The sequence below is a fragment of the Croceicoccus hydrothermalis genome, assembly GCF_022378335.1.
Lineage (GTDB): Bacteria > Pseudomonadota > Alphaproteobacteria > Sphingomonadales > Sphingomonadaceae > Croceicoccus > Croceicoccus hydrothermalis.
In genome coordinates, this window is sequence record NZ_JAIQCI010000003.1 from 207,945 (window position 1) to 231,245 (window position 23,301).

The following is a 23,301-nucleotide window of genomic DNA, read 5'->3' on the forward strand; positions in this document are numbered from 1 at the left end:
CGGAGGAGATAGGGGCGCAAGAGCCGGAATGGAACCGCCCTCGCGCCTCCCATTGCGCGTTCAGAATTGCTTGCGGAAATCGATCTCGAAAAACGTGCCGGCGGGATCGAGGAAATCGGGCAGGTAATTGACCGGCACCGCGCCGGTCGCATCGGTCACGCGTTGCTGTGCATCGAAGATATTGTCGATGCGCAGCGAAACCCGGCTGTTGTCGAGGAAGCCCCATTTTTCGACAAGGCTGTCCTGCTGCCCCAGATCGACGAAGATCCGCGCATCGAACCGGATGATCGGATCGAAGGTCAGCGTGGTGTCCCGCCCCGTGAGCGTGCCGTCGATCGCGCTTTTGCCCACGTAATCGCCCGAAAGCCGCAGGCCGATCCCTTCGTAGAAAAGGCCGCCGTTCATCTCGAACTGGTGCCGCGCGGTCGGATTGCCCGAAAGCGCCGCCCCGTCGAGCAGGTCCAGCCTTGGCCCGTTGTCGGAGACCAGCACGTCCTGCTGAAACCGGATCGTGTGGTAGAACCCCAGCTGCCAGCGTCCGCCACCTTCGTTCCGGCCGAACCCCGGCCCGCCGCCGCGCCCGCCCTTTTGCGCGCCGTCCTGATCGCGCGCGGCGATCCGGTCGGACAGGTCGAAGCCCAGGCGGAGGCGGCGCCCGTTCTGCTCGGCAAAGGTCACGGGGCGCTGGTCTATGGCGACGAGATTGCCCGCGCCATCGCGAATGACGCGGCCGGGAAATGCCGCCTCGGTCGCGGGGGTGAGTATGGGAAAGGCGCTGGACACGTTTTTGCTCGTCTCGTCGAAATATTCGGCGATGACGCGCGACCGGTCGAGGAAAGGGAGGTCGTAATTCGCCCCGAATTTCCAGTCGCCCTGCCGCTCGGCGACGAGGTCGGGATTGCCGCCCGAAATCAGGTTGGCCAGCACCGTCTGCCCGCTCGCGAAATCGAACACCGTCGCCCCCACGGTCACGATCCGCGGCGCGCCGAGCTGCGACAGCGAGGGCGCCGCCTCCCGATAGTTGAAGCTCGCATTGAGGCCCAGCCGCTCCGTCACGCCCCAGTTGACGCCGGCGCTCCCCGAATAGAGCATGCCGAAGTCGGAGAGATGGCGCGCCCCGCCCGACAGGTCGAGCGTGATGTCGCCCACCGCGTCGAGGAAGCCTGTCCGCCGGCTGGTGATCGGAATGCCGAGCGTCACGCCCGCATTGGCATCGCCCCGCGTCAGGTCGGATGCGCTGGCCGGGTTGCGCGTGTTGCGCCCCACGACATTCTGCCAGTCGTAACCGGCGGTCAGCGTCATGGTCATTTCCCCGCCCGGCAGTTCGGCGGGGCGGCCGACGAGGGTCACGAGACTGGTCGCATTCTCGCCATTGGTGCGGGACAGCTCGCTGCCGCCGGGGCGGATCAGCCCGGTGGCCAAAAGATCGCCGACCGGCGCACCGATCGCCACGTCCCCGGCCAGGGCCGCGGCGGCGAGCGCGCCCGTATCGGCGCCGACATCGCTGCGCGTGCGGTTTTCCGAATGGGTCCACTTGCCCGTCGCGGTCAGGTCCCAGTCGCCAAGGCGCGTGCTGAACGCAGTGCCGAGTTCGAAACCATTGCTCTGCACGTCGCGGACCCGCGCGCCATAGCCCAGCGCCGCGGAATAAAGCGCGCGATAGGCGCTCGCCCCGTCCGGCGCGGTGAGCGTCACCGTGTCCAGCCCGGCGAGCGCCACGCTGTCCGACCGCGTGATCGCCCCGTTGAACGAAAGCGAACCGCCGCCGCCATCCTCGCCCAGACCGGTGGACCAGTTGCCGTTGAGCGCGAAATCGCGCGTATCGGCAACGAGGCTGCGGAACCGGGCCGGGTTCGCATCATCGCCGAACACGGGCGCAGGCGCGGAGGATACGCCCCGCTCCGCCTCGGTGAGCCCGCTGCTGTCTTCGAGTTCGAGCGCGATATTGAGCCTGTTCCGTCCGTTGATCTGCGCGAGGCTGACCTCCTGTTCGTTGGTCGCATAGCCGCCATCTGTCGGCTGGCCATATTCGACCTCTGCGGTCAGGGCCGAAAAATTGTCCTTCAGGATGAAGTTCACGACCCGCTGCGTCGCGGGATAGCCGAAGCGCAGCGCGACTTCCTCCGGCAACACCTCGACCCGCGCGATCGCCTCGGGCGGATAGTTGAACAATTCGCGATAGCTCGACACGCGCTGTCCGTTGAGGAGAAAGACCGGCCTGCCGCCGCCGCGTCCGCTTCCCGATCCGACCTGCGTGGCGAGCTGCTCGACCAGCTCGGCGATGGAGCCGGCGCCGAAACCGGCGATCTCCTCCTCGTCGAGCACGGCCACCGGCGCTTGCGGCGCATCGACCGAACCGCGAAGGCGCGGGGCGATGACGACGATTTCGTCCAGCGTGACGGGCTCGCCCTCAACGCCGTCTCCGCCCGGCTGCGCATCGCTGCCGTTCTGTGCCAAGGCGGGGCTGCTGCATGCGATGACGGCGATGGCCGCGCTCGCGCCGAAGGTCGGACGAATGATCATGGGCCTGCGATAGAAGACCGCCCCTGCGTGAGATAGTCACGGGTGGTATTAATTTGTCGCAGTGCGGCACGGCACGACCAAACGGGCGTAATCGCTTGAATTTGCCCATGGCGCTTCCCATTTCGGCGCGGCGACGCTATGGGCGCGCATCGTTCCGGTTTCGGCCGGACGAACGAATTCATCGAACAGCAGCGGAAAGGAAGGGCGCACGAAGCCCGCACATGGCCAAAGAAGAACTCCTCGAAATGCGTGGCACGGTCGTCGAACTGCTGCCCAATGCAATGTTCCGGGTGAAGCTTGAGAACGATCACGAGATTCTCGGCCACACCGCGGGCAAGATGCGCAAGAACCGGATTCGCGTTCTCGTCGGTGACGAGGTTCTCGTCGAACTGACGCCCTATGACCTGACGAAGGGCCGCATCACCTATCGCTTCATGCCGGGTCGTGGCGGTCCGGGGCCGAGCTGAGCCGCTCCGCGCGCACCTGTTCCGTATCCGCGCCTGAACCGATGTCCGCGCCCGAACTGATCCTCGCCTCGGCCAGCCCGCGCCGGGCCGAACTGCTGTCGCGCCTGGGCCTCGCGCCGGCCCGCATCGCGCCCGCCGACATCGACGAAACGCCCTGCGATGGCGAGCTTCCACGCGCCTATGCCCGCCGCATGGCCCGCGAAAAGGCCGAAGCCGTCCGCGACGATACCGGTCATGTGCTGGCCGGCGACACGGTCGTTGCGCTGGGTCGCCGCATCCTGCCCAAGTCGGAGGATGCGGATACCGCGCGCGCCTGTCTCACGCTCATGTCCGGACGCCGGCACAGCGTCCTTTCCGCCATTGCCCTGCGCGCGCCCGACGGCACGATCCGCGAACGGTTGAGTGAGACGATCGTGCGTTTCAAGGTGCTCTCCCACGAGGAAATCGCCGCCTATATCGCCAGCGGCGAATGGGACGGAAAGGCCGGCGGCTACGCGCTGCAGGGCATGGCCGAGGCGCTGGTCCAGTGGATCCGGGGCAGCCATTCGGGCGTGGTCGGCCTCCCCCTTTATGAAACGCGCGCATTGCTGAAATCCGCAGGCTTCGCCATTGGCTGACTGGCTCGTCGAGGACGGCATCGCGGAGGAACGCGCGGCCTGTATCGAGAATGACGCCATTGTCGCTGCGCGCATCCGCTGGCCGGGCGAGCTGGCGGCGGGCGCGGTCGTCGCGGCCCGGCTGGTGGCGCGGCACGCAGGCGCTGCGCGGGGGACGGCGCGGCTCGCCGACGGGACCGAGGTGCTGGTATCGCGCCTGCCACGCGACGCGAGCGAGGGAGCCGAGATCACGCTGACATCACGCGCGCCGCGATTGGCGAGCCGGGCCGCGTGAAACGCGCGCAGGCCCGCCCGACCGACGCCGCTTTGCGCAGCGCACCGACATTGTTCGACATGCTGCGCGAAGAAGGGCACGATCCGGTGCGCGTGCGAAGCTTTCCCGGCGGCGAATGGGACGCGTTGATGGCCGAGGCGTTCGAGCGGCGCCTCGATTTCACCGGCGGAGCGATCGTCCTGTCCCCGACGCCTGCCATGACCTTGATCGACATCGACGGCACCCTGCCGCCGCGCGCTTTATCGCTCGCCGCCGTGCCGGCCATCGCGGCGGCGCTGCGCCGATTCGACATGGGCGGATCGGTCGGTATCGACTTTCCTACCCTGCCGGACAAGGCGGACCGCCGCGCGGTCGATGACGCGCTGGCCCATGCCCTTGCCGGGTTCGCGCACGAACGCACGGCGATGAACGGCTTCGGCTTCGTACAGATCGTTTCGCGCAGCGTCGGCCCGTCGATCCTGCACCGCGTGGCCCATCGCCGCATGGCCGCCGCCGCGCGCCAGTTGCTCCGCCGCGCGGAGCGGGTCGCGGGCGCGGGCCCCATCTTGATCGCTGCCCATCCTGCCCTTGCCCCGCATCTGTCGGAGGAGCGAATCGCCGAGCTTTCACGCCGGACGGGCCGCACGACGCGGATCACGACCGATCCTGCCCTTGCGCCCGAGGCCGGTTTCGCCCAAGCGGTGGAAGCATGACGACTCTCCGCAAATGCCCGATCTGCGCCAAGCCGCGCCATGCGGACCATGCGCCGTTCTGTTCATCGCGCTGCCGGGACCGCGACCTCGCGAACTGGCTCGGCGATGGTTACGCCATTCCCGGCCCGCCGGCCGACGTGCCGGTGCACGATCCCGACGAGGATGGTTAGAGCGCGCATAAAAAACCATGCGATTGGGGCTGGACACGCAGGCCAGCTTTGGCCATAGGCGGCGCTCCCGTCGCGGATGGTTCTTCGGACCGGTCGCGAACGCGGTGACGCTGTCACGACGGCGATGCCCGAGTAGCTCAGTTGGTAGAGCATACGACTGAAAATCGTAGTGTCGGTGGTTCGATCCCGCCCTCGGGCACCATTTTCCCGGTGTCTCCTTACCATCTTCAATTCCCGCAAATCGCGTTGACATGGCCGCCCGCGCGCCGCATGGCCGCGGCAAGACGGTGCTGCGGACGTGAAAGCGTCCGGAGCTAAGAGGGAAGCCGGTTCGATGCCGGCGCTGTGCCCGCAACTGTATGCCGGGAGCCTGGAACCACATGTCACTGGCCGCCTGCCTTTCGGGGCAGAACGCCGGGAAGGCGGTTCCCACAGGCGATGATCGGCAAGCCAGGAAACCTGCCGTCGCGTCGTTCGTCCGGGGCCGGGTTCAGCCATCGGGACAGGAAAAGCGTCTTTTCCGCAGAAGCGACAGCCAGGCCGGTTTTTCGGTGCCGGTGATTCGCCCATGGATCGCCGGCATGGCCATATGTCGATGTCAGGCCATGCGGGTGCCGGAACCGTCGCATGGCGGGGATTTGAACGCTCGCCATGCACCGCACCCGTCCCATCCGTACCGCGTACCGCCATGTCGCCGCCCGCTTGCCCGCGGGCGCCTTTGCGGCACGCCGCGGCGATCGCCTGACCGTGAACGCGGCCTGCGCCAACATGCGGTGTCGCCGATGATCGCGTTTCGCGCCATTTGCGCGTCATTGCTCGCCCTGCCGCTGTTCGCCTGCGCCCCGGCGGAGCGGCACGCGCAAGCCCCGGTGGCGCATGCGGAGGCGCCCCGGCGGATCGTCAGCCTCGATTATTGCGCCGATCAATATGTCCTGCGCTTTGCGGAGCGGGACGACATACTCGCGCTTTCGCCCGATGCCGGGGAACGGTTTTCCTATATGCGACACGAAGCCGCGGGCATTCCCACGGTGCGGCCGCGCACGGCGGACGTGCTGGCGTTGCGGCCCGATCTCGTCGTGCGGTCCTATGGCGGCGGGCCGGCGGTCGGGGCCTTCATGGAAACGGCCGGCGTGCCGGTGGTGCAGATCGGCTTTCCCGAAACGCTCGCCGATGTGCGGGAGGAGGTCGTGCGGATTGGCGGCGCCCTCGGCAACGGACAGGACGCGCGCGCCGTGGCCGCCGCGATGGACCGGCGGTTCGCGGCTGTGGCGGAGCAGGGCGGACCGGACCAAGCCACGCTTTACATGACCCCGGCGGGCGTGACCGCGGGCGAAGGCACGCTGGTCCACGAAATGATGCGGGCCGCGGGGCTTTCGAATTTTCAGGATCGGCCCGGCTGGAACCCGATCCCGCTCGAACGGCTCGCCTATGACCGCCCCGATCTCATCGCGGCGGCGTTTTTCGAAAGCGCGACGAACCATGTCGACAGCTGGAGCGCGGCGCGCCACCCGGTCGCGCAGGCGCAATTGCGCGAATTGCCGGTGGTCCCGCTCGACGGGGCATGGACGTCGTGTGGCGGCTGGTTCCTGATCGACGCGGTCGAGGCGCTGGCCCGCGCCGAAAGGGCACCGCGATGAGCCGCGTTTCGGGCGTTCTCGCGATCATGCTGGCGGGCGCGTTGCTGCTTTCGCTGCTGCTGGGATCGGTGGACCTACCACTTTCGCGCGTGCTCGCAGCGCTTGCCGGGCAAGGTCCGGCGGGCGACAGGCTGGTGGTGTGGCAGATCCGGTTGCCGCGCGCGCTGGCCGCCGCGATGGTCGGTGCGGCGCTCGGCATGAGCGGCGCCGCGCTGCAGGGGCTGCTGCGCAATCCGCTGGCCGAGCCGGGCATTCTCGGCGTGTCGGCGACGGCGGCGCTTTTCGCGACCTTCGTGCTGTATTTCGGGCTAGCGACGGCGGGGCCGCTCGTCCTGCCGCTCGCGGCGGTGGGGGGCGCGCTGCTCGCGACGATGGTCGTGGCGGCGGCGGCAATCGTCACGCGTTCGGTCGTGACGCTCATCCTCATCGGGGTCGGATTGTCCAGCTTTTCGGCGGCGGTCATGGCATTGTTGATGAATCTCGCGCCCAATCCGTTCAGCCTTGCCGACATGGTGAACTGGATGCTGGGCACGGTCGACAACCGCAGCCTTGCCGACCTTGCCTTTGCCGCGCCGTTCATGGCTCTCGGTGCGGCCATATTGATGGTGTCGCGCCGGGGCCTGGCCGCGCTCGCATTGGGGGACGAGGCGGCAGAGGGGCTCGGTCTCGACCTCGGGCGGCAACGCCTGTGCGTGATTCTGGGCGCGGGGCTGGCCACCGGGGCGGCGGTGGCGCTGGCAGGCGCGATCGGGTTCGTCGGGATCGTTGCGCCGCATCTCGTGCGGCCGTTCCTGCGCTATGATCCGGCGCGATTGCTCGTGCCGTCGGCGCTGCTCGGCGCGGTGATGCTGGTGATTGCGGATATTGGCGTGCGCGTGCTTCCCACCGATGCGGAGCTGAAGCTGGGCGTGGTCGCATCGCTTTTTGGCGCGCCGGTGTTCGTGTGGATCGCGGCGCGCAGGCGGCTGGCATGACGCTCCTTCGGGCAGATGGGCTGCGCTATCTCGCAGGCGACAGGCCGCTGGTGAAGGATGCGAGCTTCGCACTGGAGCCCGGAACGCTCAGCGTGCTGATCGGGCCGAACGGTTCGGGAAAATCGACGCTGCTGCGCCTCGCGCTCGGCCTGCTCAAGCCAGATGGCGGGGAGGCGACCATCGACGGCACACCGGTCGCAAAGCTGTCGCCAATGGCGCGCGCGCGCCGCATCGCCTATCTCCCGCAGGCCCGCCCGCTGGTCTGGCCGCAGCCTGTGGGCGATATCGTGGCACTGGGCCGGTTCGCCTTTGGCGCGGCGCCGGGGCGCTTGTCGCAGGAGGACCGGGCCGCGGTGGCGCGGGCGCTCGCCGCCTGCCATCTCCAAGGGTTCGAGGAGCGCGCCGCCGACACGCTTTCGGGCGGGGAGCTGGCGCGGGCCCACCTCGCCCGTGCGCTCGCGGCGGAAACCCCGCTCATCGTCGCGGACGAACCTGTCGCCGCGCTCGACCCGCGGCATCAGCATCAGACGATGCAGCTGTTCCGCGACATGGCGCGCGCGGGGCGGGCAGTGCTCACCGTGGTGCACGATCTCGACCTTGCACTGCGCTATGCCGACCGGCTGCTGTGGATGAGCGAGGGATGCCTCGTCGCCGATGGCAGCCCGCAAGCCACGGTTTCGGCCAGCCGCCTGCGCGAGGTTTTCCTCATCGACGCCGCGGTCGTGGAAACGGGGGATCGCGCGCTGCGGCTCGACATCGCGGGACCATCGTGATCCGCCGTCGCGGCGATCTTTCCTTGGCCTCGGCGTCCGCGATCCCTATTCGCCGTGCATGGACACGATAATTTCCGGTCGCCCGAACAATTTCTGCGCGGCATGCTCGGTGCGCAACCGGGCGATCTGCGCCGATCTCGACGATGAGGAGATCCGCCTGCTCAACACCATCGGGCGGCAGCGCACGCTCGCTGTGGGAGAGGCGCTGTTGTGGGAAGGCGACGATGCGGTCCTCGTCGCGAACGTGATCGACGGCGTGCTGAAACTGTCGACGCAGACGGCGGAGGGCAAGGAGCAGATCCTCGGCCTTGCCTATGCGTCCGATTTCCTGGGCCGGCCTTTCGGGCAGAGCACGCCCTATGACGTGGAGGCGCTCACCCCCGTGCAGGTCTGCGTGTTTCAGCGCGCGGATTTCGACCGTTTCGCGCGGGACCATCCCCGGCTGGAGCACAGGCTGCTCGAACGCACGCTGACCGAGCTTGACCGCACGCGCCGCTGGATGACGCTGCTGGGCCGCATGAACGCGGAGCAGAAGCTGGCGAGCTTTTTGATCGAGACGGCAGAGCGGATTGCGCCCGAACCCGGCGACGATGGCCCGGGCGCCGGGCCGGTCACGATCGCGCTTCCCCTCTCCCGGCAACAGATCGCCGACGTGCTCGGCCTCACCATCGAGACGGTCAGCCGCCAGTTCACCCGCATGAAGAACGAGGGTTTGATCGCCATTCCGTCCCGGCGCGAAATCGCGATCCTCGACCGGGAGGCGCTCGCCATCCGCGCGGGATAGGACCGCATCCCGCCTCTCCGCGCCCCCTTCAACAAAACGACGCCGTTCAACTCACGAGGTTTTCACCATGGCCCAATGGCAATTCTGGATCGACCGGGGCGGCACGTTCACGGATATCGCCGCGCGCGATCCCGATGGCGCGCTGCACACGACAAAGGTGCTGAGCGAAAATCCGGAGCATTATCGCGACGCCGCCACCGCCGGCATTCGCAAGATTCTCGGCCTCCCCTTCGATGCGGCATTGCCGGTCGAGCGGATCGATGCGGTGCGCATGGGCACGACGGTGGCGACCAATGCCCTGCTCGAACGCAAGGGCGCGCGCACGCTGCTTATCCTCGACGAAGGGTTCGGCGATCTCCTGCGCATCGGGCATCAGGCCCGGCCCGACCTCTTCGCGCTGGCCATCGAAAAACCGGCCGCGCTTTACGAAGCGGTGGAGGAGGTGGCGGGCCGCGTCGATGCCGACGGCGCACCGCTCTCCCGGCTTGACGAGGACGCCTTGCGGCAAAGGCTCGCCCATCACCGGGAAGAAGGGCTGGAGGCGGTGGCCATCGTGCTCGCCCATGCGTGGAAATATCCCGAAACCGAACGCCGCATCGCCGCGCTCGCCGCGGAGGCAGGCTTTGCGCAGGTGTCGGCGAGCCATGCTGTATCCGCCCTGATCGGGCTTGTCGCGCGGGGACAGACCAGCGTCGTCGATGCGTATCTGTCGCCCGTGCTGCGCGATTACGTCGGCCGGGTGGAGAGCGAGCTTGGCGATACGCCGCTCGCCTTCATGCGGTCGGACGGGGGCACGGCGGCCGCGGCGGATTTTCATGGCAAGGATGCGATCCTGTCCGGCCCGGCGGGCGGGGTCGTGGGCGCGGTCCGCACCGCCGCCGCCATTGGCGAGGACCGCATCATCGGCTTCGACATGGGCGGCACATCGACCGACGTGGCGCTTTACGCCGGCGAATTCGAGCGCGCCTACGATACCGAGATCGCGGGCGTCGCGATGCGCGTGCCGATGATGGACATCGAAACCATCGCGGCGGGCGGCGGCTCCATCCTCGCCTATGACGGGGCGCGCTTTACCGTGGGTCCGGACAGCGCGGGCGCGAACCCCGGCCCGGCCTGCTATCGCCGGGGCGGTCCGCTCACCATCACCGACGCCAATGCAATGTGCGGCAAGTTGCGGCCCGAATATTTCCCGGCGATCTTCGGCCCCGACGGCGACGAACCGCTCGACATTGCTGCCGCGGCCGCAAAGTTCGAGGCTTTGCGCGAGGACATCGCCGATGGCCGCACCGCGCACGAGGTCGCCGAAGGGTTCCTGCGCATCGCGGCGGCCAATATGGCGGCCACGATCAAGCGGGTCGCGCTCGAACGCGGGCACGACGCCACCGAATTCACCATGAACTGCTTTGGCGGCGCGGGCGGGCAGCACGCCTGCATGGTGGCGGACGCACTGGGCATGGAGCGTATCCTGATCCACCCGTTCGCGGGCGTCCTGTCGGCCTATGGCATCGGGCTGGCCGATCGGACGGCGGCGCGCGAAACCACGCTCGAAATCCCGTTCTCGGACGACAGGCGCGGCGAGATCGACGCCGCCGCCGACCGGCTGGAGCATGAGATCCACGGCGAGCTGGGCCATGACGATGCGGTGACGGTCACGCGCACGCTGCGCCTCCGATACGAGGGCAGCGATACCGGCCTGCCCGTGGCGATGGCGGGCCGCGAGGCGATGCAGGCGCAGTTCGAAAGGCTGCACCGTGCGCGCTTCGGTTTCTGCACGCCCGAACGCACGATCGTCGCCGCCGACCTCATGGTGGAGGGCAAGGTGCCCGGCCCCGACCTGCCCCGCCCGGCACGGGCGCCGAGTGAAACGGGCACGGGATCGCACCGGCCCGAACCGGTGGGCGCGGTCGAGATCTTCACCGATGGCGCCATGCACCGCGCATCGGTGCACGACCGCGATCACCTCACCCCCGGCCACCGCATGACGGGGCCGGCGCTGATCCGCGAAAACACGTCCACCACCATGGTCGAACCCGGCTGGCAAGCCGACGTGCTGCCCGGCGGCGAGATCTTGATGACACGCGCCGTGCCGGTGGAGCGCGCGCGGCCCCGGACCGACCGGGCCGATCCGGTCATGCTGGAACTGTTCAACAACCTGTTTACCAGCGTGCCGGAGCAGATGGGCGCGGTCCTGCGCAACACCTCGACCAGCGTGAATATCAAGGAGCGGCTCGATTTCTCCTGCGCCCTGTTCGATGCGACGGGCGCGCTCATCGCCAATGCGCCGCATGTGCCGGTGCATCTGGGCGCCATGGGCGAAAGCGTGCGGAGCGTGCTGCGCGCGCGGGGCGACGATCTTTGCCCCGGCGACAGCATCGTGCTCAACGATCCGTTCAACGGCGGCACCCATCTTCCCGACGTGACCGTGGTGACGCCGGTGTTCGATGGTGACGGGACGACGCTGCGGGGCTTTGTCGCCAATCGCGGGCACCATGCCGATATTGGCGGAACGACGCCCGGATCCACCCCGCCCGATTCCGCCCGCATCGCCGAGGAAGGCGTGCTGATCGACAATTTCCTGATCGTGCGGGGCGATGAATTTCGCGAGGATGCGTTCCGCGACCTGCTCTGCGGGGCGGAGTGGCCGGCACGCGATCCCGATACCAATATCGCCGACATCCGCGCGCAGCTCGCCGCCAATAATGCAGGCGTCGGCGAGATTGCGGCCCTTGCCGAACGCTATGGCTGGGACGTGCTCTCCGCCTATATGGGCTTTGCGATCGCCAATGGGGAGGAGCATATCCGCCGCGTGATCGCCGGGCTCGACGGCGGACGTTTCGAATATGTGATGGACGATGGCGCGAAGCTGTGCGTCTCGGTCGAGATCGATGCCGAAACGCGGGGCGCCCGCGTGGATTTCACCGGCACCGGCGCGCAGCATGCGGGCAATATGAACGCCCCGCGCGCGGTGACGCAGGCGGTCGTGCTCTATGCATTCCGCTGTCTTGCCGGCGGCGATCTTCCGCTGAATGAAGGATGCCTGCGCCCGCTCGACATCGTGATCCCGCACGGCTCCTTCCTGTCGCCCGAACCGGGGGCCGCCGTCGTGGCCGGCAATACCGAGGTCAGCCAGGCGGCGTGCAATGCGCTGCTCGGCGCGCTGGGCAAGGCGGCCTGTTCGCAAGGGACGATGAACAATTTCCTGTTCGGCAATGACAGGGTCCAATATTACGAAACGATCTGCGGCGGGGCGGGTGCGGGGCCGGGCTTTAACGGCGCCGATTGCGTCCACACCCACATGACCAACACGCGCATCACCGATCCCGAAATCCTGGAGGTGCGCTACCCCGTCATCCTCGAACGGTTTGCCATGCGCCCCGAATCGGGCGGCACCGGCCAATGGCGCGGCGGGCACGGTGCGATCCGCGCCATCCGCGCGCGCGAGGCGATGGCCGCCACGCTGGTCGGGTCGCGGCGCACGGTGGCGCCCTTCGGCCTCGATGGCGGGGGCGATGGCGCGGTATAGGCGGCGCCTGCCCCGTTCGGATATTCGCGGGTCACGGCACGCGCCACCGCAATCGCCCCCGCCGTATGGCCGGATGGGAACGAGCGGTAATCGCCGTCCTTGCTATGCCCCGGCTTCGCGTCATGTTCGCCATCCTCGTCGACCTTGCGCGGGCGGGTGCGGTCGACATTGTTCTTCGCCACGGTCTTCAGCCCCGTGGCGAGCGCATGGGACGCCACCATCCGCAGCCCCGCCCGGGCGAGCCGCGTGTCGCGCGCGGCGATTCCCGCCACCGTCACGGCCAGCGACGCGGCGACGAGCGGCGGTTGATCGGCCAGCTCGCTCGCCTTGGCCAGCGCGCGGATCGGCCAGAGATCGGCCAAAGGTTCCGCCGCGTCGGCAATCGCAAGGTCCGCACGCGCGATCGCGCCCAGATCCCCGTCCCGCGCCGCGTTTTCGAAATTGTCATGATGGTCCGTCATCGCCGTGCCTTATCACCGGGCCGCGCCGGCGGATATGCCCTATCCCTCCGCCCGCCGCATGCAAGATGCGCCGCCGCCCGCGCACTTGGCCTTTTCGGCGGGGGGAAACGCGGCTAAGGCCGGTTGTCCTCACCCCGCGTTGAATGGAAACGACAGGCTCCGTGCTCATCAATCTTGCCGGCATTGCCGCCATCCTGCTCCTGGCCTTTGCGCTGTCGACCGACCGGCGCGGCATCAGCCTTCGCATCACCGCCGCCGCCTTTGCGTTGCAGGCGTTGATGGCGGTGCTCGTCCTGCGCACGACATGGGGCGCGGCGGTCATCGCGGGCATGTCGCGCGGCGTGTCGCAACTGCTCGCCTATGCAGGCGAGGGTACGGCATTCATCTTCGGCCCGCTCGCCGACCCCGCGATCGGCGGCAACAGCTTTGCCATCGCGGCGCTGACGGTCATCATCTTCTTCGCCTCGCTGGTCTCGATCCTCTATTATCTCGGGATCATGCAGGTCGTGATCCGCTGGGTCGGGGGCGCCATCGCGTGGATCACGGGCGTCAGCCGGGTCGAGGCGCTCGGCGCTGCGGCCAATATCTTCGTCGGGCAATCGGAAAGTCCGCTGGTGGTGCGGCCCTATCTCGCCGCGCTCGCGCCGAGCCGGATCTTCACGCTGATGTGCGTGGGCATGGCGGGCGTGGCGGGCACGATCCTCGCCGCCTATGCCGGTTTGCTGGGGGAGGAGTATCTCCCCTTCCTGCTCGCCGCGGCGTTCATGTCGGCGCCGGGCGGTATCCTCATGGCCAAGATCATCATGCCCGACGAACGCGTCGCATCGGCCGCGGCGGAGGGCTATCCCGACCTTCCCGCCAACAGGGTCAGCGGCGAAGGCCCCGCCGCGCTCCTGCCCGAGGATCGCAGCCTGCGCGATGCCGAAATCGCCGAGGCCGCCCATGACGAGGAAAAGCCCGCCAATGTCATCATGGCCGCGGCACAGGGTGCGCAGACGGGCGTGAAGCTTGCCGTGGCGGTCGGTGCGATGGTCCTCGCCTTCGTGGCGCTCGTCGCGCTGGCCAACGGGATATTGAGCAGCCTTGGCGATCTCGTCGGGCTTGAGGGGCTTAGTTTTCAGCGCATCATCGGCTATGTCTTTGCCCCGTTCATGTATCTCCTCGGCATTCCGTGGGACGAGGCGCGCATCGCCGGCGGTCTGTTCGGGACGAAGATCGTATTGAACGAATTCGTCGCCTTCATCGACCTCGGCAATCTGGGACCGGCGGCGCTGTCGGAACGCAGCCGCGCCATCGTCACCTTCTCGCTGTGCGGCTTTGCCAATTTCTCCTCCATCGCGATCCAGATGGCGGTGACGGGCGGGCTCGCCCCGAACCAGCGTCCGGTGATCGCGCGGCTCGGCCTGCGGGCGCTGGCGGCGGGCTCGCTGGCCAATCTGATGAGCGCGGCACTGGCCGGGCTGCTCCTTCCATACTGACGGGTTTTGTCATGAACGATCTTTCGACCATCGCCACCGCCTCGCTCAACGAACCGGCGGAGCAGCTTGCGCAGAAGCTGGGGCAGAGTTTCGCCCAATACGGGTTCGCCATCGTCACCGACCACGGCATCGATCAGGCGCTCATCACCCGCGCCGAGGAGGCGAGCCGCGCCTTCTTCGCCCTGCCGGAGGATACGAAGCGCGCCTATTTCATCGAAGGCGGCGGCGGGGCGCGCGGCTACACCCCGTTCCGGACGGAGCGCGCGAAAGGCGCGTCGATTACCGATCTCAAGGAATTCTGGCACGTGGGGCGCACGTTGCCCGATGGCGATCCGCTCGAGGAATTCATGCCCGCCAATGTCTGGCCGGCGGAAATCGAAGAGTTTCGCGACATTTTCGAAACGCTTTACGACGCATTCGAAATCGCCGGGCGCCGGATATTGAGCGCGATCGCGCTGCATCTGGACCTGCCTGCCGACTGGTTCGATGCGACGGTGGAGCATGGCAATTCGGTCATGCGCCTGCTGCATTATCCGCCCATCGACGATTCGGAGGGGGCGGTGCGCGCCGCGCCGCATGGCGACATCAACACGATCACGCTGCTGCTGGGCGCGGAAGAGGCCGGGCTGGAGCTTTTGTCGCGCGACGAGGAATGGATTCCCGTGTCGCCGCCGCCGGGCGCGCTGGCCGTGAATATCGGGGACATGCTTTCGCGCCTCACCAACGACCGCCTGCGCTCCACCATTCACCAGGTGCGCAACCCGGTCGGTGACGCGGCGCGGCGCTCGCGCTATTCCATGCCGTTCTTCCTGCATTTCAGGCCCGATTTCACGATCCGCACGCTCGAAAACTGCGTGGATGCCCAGCACCCCGAAAAATACGAGCCGATCACCGCGCATGATTTCCTGATGCAGCGTCTGCGCGAGATCAACCTGGCCTGAGGCCGATCCGCGGCAGGGTCGGGATCGGGCGAAAGCCGGGTCAGGCCGCGCGTTTCTGCCGCGCGAGGATCATCGCCTCGACATGGTCGCCATCGCGGTCGTAATCGTCCGCGCGCCGGCACAATCGGTCGGCCGAGGCCGGATCGCGCCCCGCCATGTCGCGCAAAAGCCGCGCCTTCTCGCGCAGCGACCGCAGCGAATCGTAGAGGCTGCGCTCCAGCATTTCCTCCTGCCGCGCATCGAGGGACGCGCTCGAATAGGCGTGCCCCGTGTGACAGCGGAACCGGACCAGCGGCCCGTCCTCGATCTGCCACAGGACGCCATTGCAGTCCGGGCAGTTATAGGGCGACAATTCGCCCAAACGATCCTCGGTGGTCATGCTCGCACGCTCCAATCCTGCGACCATAAGCTCCAGTTTCACCGCTTCGCTGACCGTGCCGTCCGGCCCCGCCGCGGCGCCCACCGCCCGCGACAGCGCCCGGCCGAGCGCCGCTGGCGGCGCGATGTTTTCCGGCTCGCCCACGGCGCTGATCGCGGCGTGGGGCATGTCGGGGGAGGCCGCACTCGCCGGGTCCTGCACCATGACATGGCCGCCCGCCGCCACGATCGCGCGCGCGCCCGCCGCCCCGTCGTCGAGATAGCCCGACAGGATGACCCCCGTCGCCCGCGCGCCCGCGAGCACGGCGAGCGACCGGAACATCGGGTCGATCGCAGGGCGGAAATTGTTTTCGCGCGGACCGCGGCGCAAATGGAGATGCCCCTCGCCCAGCAGCAGATGTTCATCGGGCGGCGCGATATACAGGCAATTGTCGCGCAGCGGTTCGCCATCGTGCGGTTCGCACACGCGCAGGCTGGTGGAACGGCGCAATATCTCCACCAGATGCCCGGTTTCGTTCACCCGGTGCAGGACCAGCAGCACGATCGCCGGTCGGACCGGTTCGAAATGTTTCAACAGGTCGATGACCGCCGGCAAACCGCCCGCGCTGCCCCCGATCCCGATGATATTGCGCCGTGTCGTCATGCCCGTTCCCCGCCCCCGCCGGGTGTTGCCGCCCCTTCGCCGCGCATCATGCCGGCAATCCGGTTCAGCATGATCGCCGGCGAAACAGGCTTTGCCAGAAAGGTGATGGCGTCATCGTGCCGGTCGATTTCGAGATCGGAGCCATAGCCCGAAACGATCATGGTCGGCACGCCCCGCTCCTTCAATTCGCGCAGCACCGGTTCGATCGACGTCCCGCCGATATTGTAATCGAGCAGCGCGAAATCGAGCTCCGCGCCGCTCGCGAGGATCTTGCGCGCCTCGGCGATGCTGTGGACCGGGCCGACCACCTTGGCACCGGCGCTGACGAGCGTCTGCCCATGCTGCTCGGCGACGAGCCATTCGTCGTCGACCACCATGACATGCTTGCCGCGAAGCGGGCTCAGATCGGCCTGCGGCAGCGCTGGCCGTCGTGCCTCCGCCGTCGCCGGAACGGACCCGACGAGCCGGTCCATCGGCATGGTGCATTCCAGCCGCAATCCCTCGACCTCGTAACGGATCTGCGGTTCCGCGCTGAGCTGCGCCCGCAGGATGCGCTCGATCACGGTCGAGCCGAAACCGCGATGGTCGGGCGCCTTGACCGGCGGCCCGTTGCTTTCCTGCCAGCGGAAGAACAGGCGCGCGCCATCGTCGCCTTTCTCCTCGATATGCCATTCCACGCTCAACGCCCCGTCGGGCACGGACAGCGACCCGTATTTGAGCGCATTGGTACACAATTCGTGCAGTGCCATCGAAAACGCCTGCGCCGCCACCGCGGAAATCGCCACGCGGGGTCCGGCGATGCGCACGTTTTCCCGGTTTGCCGAATGGGCAAGCTCATCCTCGATCAGCGATTTGAGATTGGCCCCCTGCCAGCGCGCCTCGGCCAGGAGGCTATGCGTGCGGGCCATCGCCTGAAGCCGCTTTTCAAAGCCGGACAGGAAGCTGTCGAAATCCGCGGCGCCGCGCCCGGTGATCTTCGCAATGGACAGGATGATCGCGAGGACATTCTTCACCCGGTGATCGAGCTCCCGCATGATGAAGCGGCTCTGTTCCTCGTTCTGCTTGCGCGCAGTGATATCGGCATTCACGCCCAGCACGGTCGTGCGCCCGTTCTCGATCAGCCGTTCGCCCCGACCCGACAACCAGATGACGCGCCCGTCCGGCCGCCTGAACTTGAATTCCTCGTCAAAGGGGGCACCCTCCGCGATCGTCCGGTTCAGCGCTTCGGACACCCGCTCGCGGTCCTCCTCCACGATCATCGCGATGAACTGATCCGCCGTGGGGCGCTCCTTCTGATCGGCGCGGCCGATCATGTCGCGCAGGCTTTCGTCCCACACCGCCTCGCCATCCTGGGGATCGTAGCTCCACACGCCCATGTCGGCGCTGCGAATCGCGAGCGACAGCATCAGCCGTTCGCGCATCATGTTCATTTCGCGCTCGATCTGCATGATGGTGGCGCCCGCGACATTGGCCGCGGCCTGCAGGATAGACAGGTCGACATTGTCGAAGACGTCCGCGTCGCGGTCGTGCAGGCCGATCACGCCCCACGGCGTGCCGCCCACCTGGATGAGGCAGCTGATCCCCGAGGTCACGCCATGCGATACGAGCAGCGGCGGCGGATCGAACCGGCGTTCGCGCGCGAAATCGGCGACCAGCACGGCGCTCTCGGTCTTGAGCGTATAGCCGCCCTGGCTCGCCACGCCGGTATCCACCGACGCATTGCCGACCAGCCCTTCCTTCCACCCCGCCCCCGCGACGAGATCGAGCCGGTCCGTATCGCGGTTGAGGCGCAGAACCTTGGCATAGTCGCAATCCATCGCAAACCGCAGCGATGCGCACATCTCGTTGAAAAAGCCCGAAAGGTCGCGCGCCGCGAGCGCGGTCTGACCCAGCTCGGCGATGATCCGCTGCTGGCGTTCGCGCTGCTGCAACTGGGCCTGCGTCTCGGCCTGTTCGGTGATGTCGTTGAAGGTGACGACCACGCCGTGAATGCGTTCGTTCGACGTGCGATAGGGCTGTATCCGGCGTTGGAACGTGCGGTTGTCCTGGCTTTCGATTTCGGCGTGCACCGGGGCGAGATCGCGCAGCGTGCGGCGAATGTCGGGGATGAGGCATTCGTCCGAGACGCGAAAGGCCATTTCGGTGACCGGGCGGCCGATGTCGCTGTCGCGCAATTCCACGATTTCGTGGATCGCGGGCGTAAATCCGCTGATCCTGAATTCCGGGTCGAGGAACAAGACGGGCAGGCGCGTGCTGGTGAGCAGATTGCGCATGTCGTCGGAGGTCTTCTCGACCTCGCCGATCTTCTCTTCGAGCTGATTGTTGACGGTGATCAGCTCTTCGTTGAGCGATTGAAGCTCCTCGCGGCTGGTTTCCAGCTCCTCGTTCGTGGATTGCAGCTCCTCATTGGCGGCGACCGCCTCCTCATTGCTGGCTTTCAGCTCCTCGTTCGAGGTTTCCAGCTCCTCCACCGTGGTCTGGAGATCCTCGCGCACGATGGCGAGTTCATATTCGAACCGGTCCGAAGTTTCGCGCTGAACCTCCGTCTCCTCGTCCGCATGGGCGCCGACCGGATCGCTTTCGATAAAGCTGACGAGGAAGAGCTTCTCCTGACCATCCTCCATCATCTCGCATTCGACACAGACTTCGGCATCGCGGTCGGGCAGGCGGACCCGCACCGGACGATGGGACGGTTCGCCGCCCTTTGCGACGGCGCCGACCGCCTCGCGAACGCGGCTGCGCAGCGCGCCGGGTATCATGTCGTAGATATTGTTGCGCGGCTCGCCTTCGGGCTGGTCGATGAAGCGGCGCACCGGGCCTTGGAAATAGGCGATCTGCCCATCGGCGTGGAGCGCAACCGTCGCCGGGGCATAGCGTTCGAGCAGCGACCGCCGCACGCGTTCCGACAGGTCGTGCCGGCGATCGAACGCATGGCCCCGCCCGTTGAGCGGCACCACGACCGAGCTGTCCCGCCTTTCGCGCATGGATTCGGGAATATTCTGCGACCGGCCCGGCAGGCGGCGGTAGATATGCGCCTTGGTATCGATGGCGCGGAATTGCCGCGAACGCCCGTTCGTCGTCTCCGACGTGCCGAGCACGAGCACGCCATTCTCGACCAGCGCGAAATGCAGCCGCTGTATCAATTCCTGCTGATGGCTGGTGTCGAGATAGATCAGCAGGTTGCGGCAGCTGATGAGGTTGAGCCGGGAAAAAGGTGGATCGGTGAGCACGTTCTGCTGCGCAAACACGACCCGCTCGCACAGGCGCTTGTCCACGCGCCAGCCATCGGCCTCCCGCGTGAAATACCGTTCGAGCCGTTCCTCCCCGATGTCGGCGACGGCATTTTCGCGGTAGAGCGCCTCCCGCCCGTGCGCGAGCGCGTCCTTGTCGAGGTCGCTCGCAAAAATCTGCCACTCGGCCGTGCTGCCGAGCGCACGACAGGTCTCGTCGATCAGCATCGCGACGGTATAGGCCTCCTCCCCCGTGGAGCAGGCGGGAATCCACACCCGGACCGGGCCGTTGGCGGGGTCGTGGCCTTCGATCATCGGGCGGATCGCCTTGTCCACGACCGCGGGCCACACCGCGGGATCGCGAAAGAATCCCGTCACATTGATCAGCATGTCATCGAACAGGCGGAGCAATTCATCCGCATTGCCGCGCAAATGTTCGATGTAATCCGGCAAGGCATCGAACCGAAGCAGGTTCATGCGCCGCCGCATCCGGCGCTCGATCGTGCCTCGCTTGTAAGCGCTGAAATCATGGCCGAGCCGCGCCTTCAGCAAGCCGACGAGCACCGCCATGTCGCGGCGGGAATAGAGGCTGCCATCCGGCGTATCGTCCATCCTGCGGGAGAGATCCGCGACCGCCTCGACCAGTTCGCCGAGCGTGCCGACCCGGTCCACGACCCTTGCCGCAATCGCCGATTCCGGCATCCCGCCGTAAAGCGCGGTGTCGGGCGTCTGCGCAAAGGTGAGCCCGCCCGCGCCCTTGATCCTGGCAAGCCCTTCGGTGCCGTCCTTCCCCGTTCCGGACAGGATTATGCCGACCGCGTCACGCCCCACGCCCCGCGCCAGCGAGTCCATGAAACGGTCGATCGGCAGACGCAGGCCGCGCGCATCCATCGGCATCTCGACACGCAGGATGCCGTCTTCGATCGTGAGGTAATTGTCGGGCTGCAGGACATAGATATGGCCCGGCATCATGCGGGTGTCGGGCAGGGCCTGCTCCACCGGAAGCCGGCTGACCCGCTCCAGGATTTCGGTCATGCGGCTGTCCTGATCGGGGGCCACATGCTGCAGGATCACGAAGCTTGCGCCAATTTCGCCGGGAAGGAAGGAGACGAATTCCTTCAATGCCTCCACCCCTCCGGCAGAGGCGCCCACGGCAACCACAGGACGAACCGCTTGCGCCGTTTTCCGGCTCATCGGACGTGCGTCCGCCAGTCCCTGTTCGTCATGCTACCCCCCTGCCCACTCCGTCGCGGAGCCTATCCTGCTTTCGCCTTTTGACGTGCCGACACGGCGGCACCGGTGCCGCCCCCCCCGACGATACGCCGAAAGGAGCGATACCCCAGCAATTCCTTCTCCCGCTGCGGATCGCAGATCGTGTAGGTGCGGCGATAGCGCACGATCCGGCGTTCCTGCCGCAGGCTTTGTATCGTGCGGTTGAGATGCACCGGCGACATGCCCAGCATGTCCGCGATCTCCCGCTGCGTCAAAGGGACGGGAATCGATTTGCAATCGCCGCCCGTCACCGACAATTCGTCGGCAAGATCGATCAGTAGATGAAGCAACCTGTCCGCCGACTGCCCCACGACCAGCGTGCGGGTCCGCTGCGACGAGCGCAGGGCGCGCATGTGTTCGTGGCGCACGATCGCGTTCTCGATGCCGGGCACCGCGCCGAACTTCGCGATGAGGCGATCGGTCGGCAGCACGCCCAGCACGCTGCGTGCCTTGAACAGGATATTGGCCGGAAACGAGGGTTGCCGCGGCCGCGTCCAGTTGCAGATCGCGCCCGGTCCGAAAATATCGCTGATATAGCGGCGACCGTCGGGCAGAAGCGTGAAACTATAGGCAAAACCGCTTTGCAGGACATAGAAATTGTTGCCGCTGTCCTCCTCCGCCCAGATCGGGCGGTCGGAACCGATGACCCGCTGCGTCATCTCGAGATCGTCGAAATCAGCGAGCCGGAGACGACGCTCGAACGGCAGCAATCGGCGCGCAAACGAATCGGAGCCCGCAACTGAGCAAACATCCGCCGAGACATTCGGCGCGGTTTCAACGTTCGTTTGGCTGTTCATAAGCAATTGGCATTGTTAACTAATTACAATGAAAAAAGCAAGACCCCGCTGAAAAACCATTCCGCTACTTAATCAAGATCAAGTATTGGACGCGAGAGCGTCATACACCGCCCGCCGCTTCACCGAAGATCGGCATCGAGGGCCGCAGCGGCGGCTGCGGGATCGATGGCATTCTCCTCGCGGTCGACGGCGAGATTGGCCTCCCGCATGCGCGCGATCGATATGGCCCCGATGAGCGGGCGCAGCGCGCGCACCAGTGCGGCATCGTCCGCCGCCCTTGGCGAAAGGAGGATCACCGCATCGTAACGCGGCAACGCCCCGCGCGGATCGGCAAGCGTCACGAGATCGAGTGCGGCGATGCGCCCGTCGGACGAAAAGGCGGAGATCACGTCGGCGCGCCCGTTCGCCACGGCGCGATACATGAAGGTCGGACTGTAGGCTGTGCTGCCGCCGAACCGCATGCCGTAGGCGCCTTCGACCGCGCGCCATTCGGGCCGGCTCAGGAATTCGAGATCGCTGCCCAGCGTCAGCTCCGGCGCCTTGGCTGCAAGATCGTCCAGATCGGCGATGTTCAAAGCCCGCGCCCGCGCCGCCGGCATGGCGAAGGCATAGGCATTTTCGAAACCGAGCGAGCCCAGCACGCGCACGCCATCACGCGCCATCAACCCGCGCGAAAGGGCGCGCATCATCGTCTTGCGGTCGGGATTGTCGTTCCGGTTCAGGACATTGGCCCACAGCGTGCCGGTATAATCGACATAGACATCGATATCGCCCGCCGCCACGGCGCGATAGGCGATCGCGGAGCCCAGGTTGTCGCGCCGCTCCACGCGCATCCCCGCCGCCTCCAGCCGCCGTTCGAGCAGCGCGGCGAGGATGTATTGCTCGCTGAAATTCTTCGCCCCCACGACATAGGCGGGCCGGTCCGCGTCCCCATACCCGCCCGAAAGCGGCACGAACGCCAGCAGCACCGCGAAAAGCAGCGCGCCGATCCCGCTCAGCACCATGGCCTTCGATCGGCGCGCGATCCCCCGTTCGATCAGGCCGAGCAGCGCATCGGTCACCAGCGCCAGCACCGCCGCCGCGCCGCACCCGACCAGCACCCGGACCCAGTTTTCCGTCTGCAGCCCGGAGAATATCAGATCGCCGAGACTTGGCTGCCCCACCGTGGTCGCCAGCGTCGCGGTCCCGATGGTCCACACCGCCGCGGTCCGCAGGCCGGCAAGGATCACCGGCGCGCCCAGCGGCAATTCCACGCGCAGCAACCTTTGCCGCGCGGTCATGCCGATGCCGTCGGCGGCCTGCCGCAGGACGGGGTCCAGCCCGGCAATCGCCGTCACCGCATTACGCACGATCGGAAGCATCGCATAGATCGACAGCGCAAGAAGCGCCGGCAGGAACCCCAGCGCCGGAACCGCCCACCCCGTCGCCCGGCCAAGCAGCACGAGCGCGGGATAAAACAGCGCGAGGAGCGCCAGGCCGGGGATCGTCTGAAACACCCCGACAATGGCCAGCACCGGCGCGCGCAGCCGCGGGGCATGCGACGCCGCAATGGCGAGCGGCAACCCGATCCCCACCGCCAGCGCGATCGCCGCGAGGCTGAGCACCAGATGCGCCTGCAACAGGTCGGGCAGGTCGGCGAGCGCGCGGGACAGGGGCGCGGACATGGC

17 protein-coding genes, 1 tRNA gene, 1 pseudogene and 1 riboswitch are annotated in these 23,301 nt (G+C 67.2%); of the genes and pseudogenes, 13 read left to right on the forward strand and 6 right to left on the reverse strand.

The window, feature by feature from the left end:
* Positions 1 to 60 precede the first annotated feature (60 nt).
* Positions 61 to 2,523, reverse strand: a complete 2,463-nt coding sequence (locus K4G67_RS03100; protein ID WP_239804927.1) for a TonB-dependent receptor — start codon at positions 2,521 to 2,523, stop codon at positions 61 to 63.
* Between the two features lie 221 nt (positions 2,524 to 2,744).
* Here K4G67_RS03100 and infA point away from each other — a divergent pair, with 221 nt between their 5' ends.
* The 11 genes from infA to K4G67_RS03150 all read left to right on the forward strand — a co-directional run bounded on the left by infA (position 2,745) and on the right by K4G67_RS03150 (position 12,434).
* Positions 2,745 to 2,990: a translation initiation factor IF-1 gene (infA, locus tag K4G67_RS03105; protein ID WP_202083068.1), complete on the forward strand. Its 246-nt coding sequence runs from the start codon at positions 2,745 to 2,747 to the stop codon at positions 2,988 to 2,990.
* 41 nt (positions 2,991 to 3,031) lie between these two features.
* Positions 3,032 to 3,607: a Maf family protein gene (locus K4G67_RS03110; RefSeq protein WP_239804928.1), complete on the forward strand. Its 576-nt coding sequence runs from the start codon at positions 3,032 to 3,034 to the stop codon at positions 3,605 to 3,607.
* A complete protein-coding gene (locus K4G67_RS17640; protein ID WP_338026384.1) occupies positions 3,600 to 3,881 on the forward strand; it encodes a hypothetical protein in 282 nt (93 codons plus the stop codon). Before K4G67_RS03110 ends, K4G67_RS17640 begins: the two co-directional genes overlap by 8 nt.
* Positions 3,878 to 4,573, forward strand: coding sequence for a ribonuclease E/G (locus K4G67_RS03115; RefSeq protein WP_338026385.1), 696 nt, complete (start codon positions 3,878 to 3,880; stop codon positions 4,571 to 4,573). The genes K4G67_RS17640 and K4G67_RS03115 overlap by 4 nt, the downstream gene beginning before the upstream one ends.
* Positions 4,570 to 4,743: a DNA gyrase inhibitor YacG gene (gene yacG, locus K4G67_RS03120; RefSeq protein WP_239804929.1), complete on the forward strand. Its 174-nt coding sequence runs from the start codon at positions 4,570 to 4,572 to the stop codon at positions 4,741 to 4,743. Before K4G67_RS03115 ends, yacG begins: the two co-directional genes overlap by 4 nt.
* Positions 4,744 to 4,869: 126 nt before the next feature.
* Positions 4,870 to 4,945 (forward strand) — tRNA-Phe (locus K4G67_RS03125).
* A gap of 66 nt (positions 4,946 to 5,011) precedes the next feature.
* Positions 5,012 to 5,224, forward strand: a riboswitch (cobalamin riboswitch).
* Between the two features lie 301 nt (positions 5,225 to 5,525).
* Positions 5,526 to 6,380, forward strand: coding sequence for an ABC transporter substrate-binding protein (locus tag K4G67_RS03130; protein ID WP_239805092.1), 855 nt, complete (start codon positions 5,526 to 5,528; stop codon positions 6,378 to 6,380).
* Positions 6,377 to 7,354, forward strand: a complete 978-nt coding sequence (locus tag K4G67_RS03135) for a FecCD family ABC transporter permease (RefSeq protein WP_239804930.1) — start codon at positions 6,377 to 6,379, stop codon at positions 7,352 to 7,354. The genes K4G67_RS03130 and K4G67_RS03135 overlap by 4 nt, the downstream gene beginning before the upstream one ends.
* The gene (locus tag K4G67_RS03140; protein ID WP_239804931.1) at positions 7,351 to 8,127 is read left to right on the forward strand and encodes an ABC transporter ATP-binding protein; all 777 of its coding nucleotides are present in this window, start codon (positions 7,351 to 7,353) and stop codon (positions 8,125 to 8,127) included. The genes K4G67_RS03135 and K4G67_RS03140 overlap by 4 nt, the downstream gene beginning before the upstream one ends.
* A gap of 58 nt (positions 8,128 to 8,185) precedes the next feature.
* Positions 8,186 to 8,911, forward strand: a complete 726-nt coding sequence (locus K4G67_RS03145; protein WP_239804932.1) for a Crp/Fnr family transcriptional regulator — start codon at positions 8,186 to 8,188, stop codon at positions 8,909 to 8,911.
* A gap of 67 nt (positions 8,912 to 8,978) precedes the next feature.
* Positions 8,979 to 12,434 (forward strand): hydantoinase B/oxoprolinase family protein, encoded by a 3,456-nt coding sequence (locus K4G67_RS03150; protein ID WP_239804933.1) that lies wholly within the window; start codon positions 8,979 to 8,981, stop codon positions 12,432 to 12,434.
* A 44-nt stretch (positions 12,435 to 12,478) separates the two neighbouring features.
* On the opposite strand, the pseudogene K4G67_RS17645 reads toward K4G67_RS03150, so the two are convergent.
* Positions 12,479 to 12,895: pseudogene (locus K4G67_RS17645) on the reverse strand (phosphatase PAP2 family protein); the annotation flags it as partial.
* Positions 12,896 to 13,038: 143 nt separating this feature from the next.
* Between K4G67_RS17645 and K4G67_RS03160 the strand changes: the two are divergent.
* On the forward strand, positions 13,039 to 14,373 hold the full coding sequence (locus tag K4G67_RS03160; protein ID WP_239804934.1) for a NupC/NupG family nucleoside CNT transporter: 1,335 nt from the start codon (positions 13,039 to 13,041) through the stop codon (positions 14,371 to 14,373).
* Positions 14,374 to 14,384: 11 nt separating this feature from the next.
* On the forward strand, positions 14,385 to 15,314 hold the full coding sequence (locus tag K4G67_RS03165) for an isopenicillin N synthase family dioxygenase (RefSeq protein WP_239804935.1): 930 nt from the start codon (positions 14,385 to 14,387) through the stop codon (positions 15,312 to 15,314).
* Positions 15,315 to 15,354: 40 nt separating this feature from the next.
* Here K4G67_RS03165 and K4G67_RS03170 read toward each other — a convergent pair whose 3' ends face one another.
* The 4 genes from K4G67_RS03170 to K4G67_RS03185 all read right to left on the reverse strand — a co-directional run bounded on the left by K4G67_RS03170 (position 15,355) and on the right by K4G67_RS03185 (position 23,298).
* Entirely contained in the window at positions 15,355 to 16,335 is a 981-nt protein-coding gene (locus K4G67_RS03170) for a chemotaxis protein CheB (RefSeq protein ID WP_239804936.1), read from the reverse strand.
* Positions 16,332 to 20,759 (reverse strand): chemotaxis protein CheB, encoded by a 4,428-nt coding sequence (locus K4G67_RS03175; protein WP_239804937.1) that lies wholly within the window; start codon positions 20,757 to 20,759, stop codon positions 16,332 to 16,334. The genes K4G67_RS03170 and K4G67_RS03175 overlap by 4 nt, the downstream gene beginning before the upstream one ends.
* Before the next feature lie 62 nt (positions 20,760 to 20,821).
* Positions 20,822 to 21,547, reverse strand: a complete 726-nt coding sequence (locus K4G67_RS03180) for a Crp/Fnr family transcriptional regulator (RefSeq protein ID WP_239804938.1) — start codon at positions 21,545 to 21,547, stop codon at positions 20,822 to 20,824.
* A 206-nt stretch (positions 21,548 to 21,753) separates the two neighbouring features.
* Positions 21,754 to 23,298: an ABC transporter permease/substrate-binding protein gene (locus K4G67_RS03185; RefSeq protein ID WP_239804939.1), complete on the reverse strand. Its 1,545-nt coding sequence runs from the start codon at positions 23,296 to 23,298 to the stop codon at positions 21,754 to 21,756.
* Positions 23,299 to 23,301: the final 3 nt, after the last annotated feature.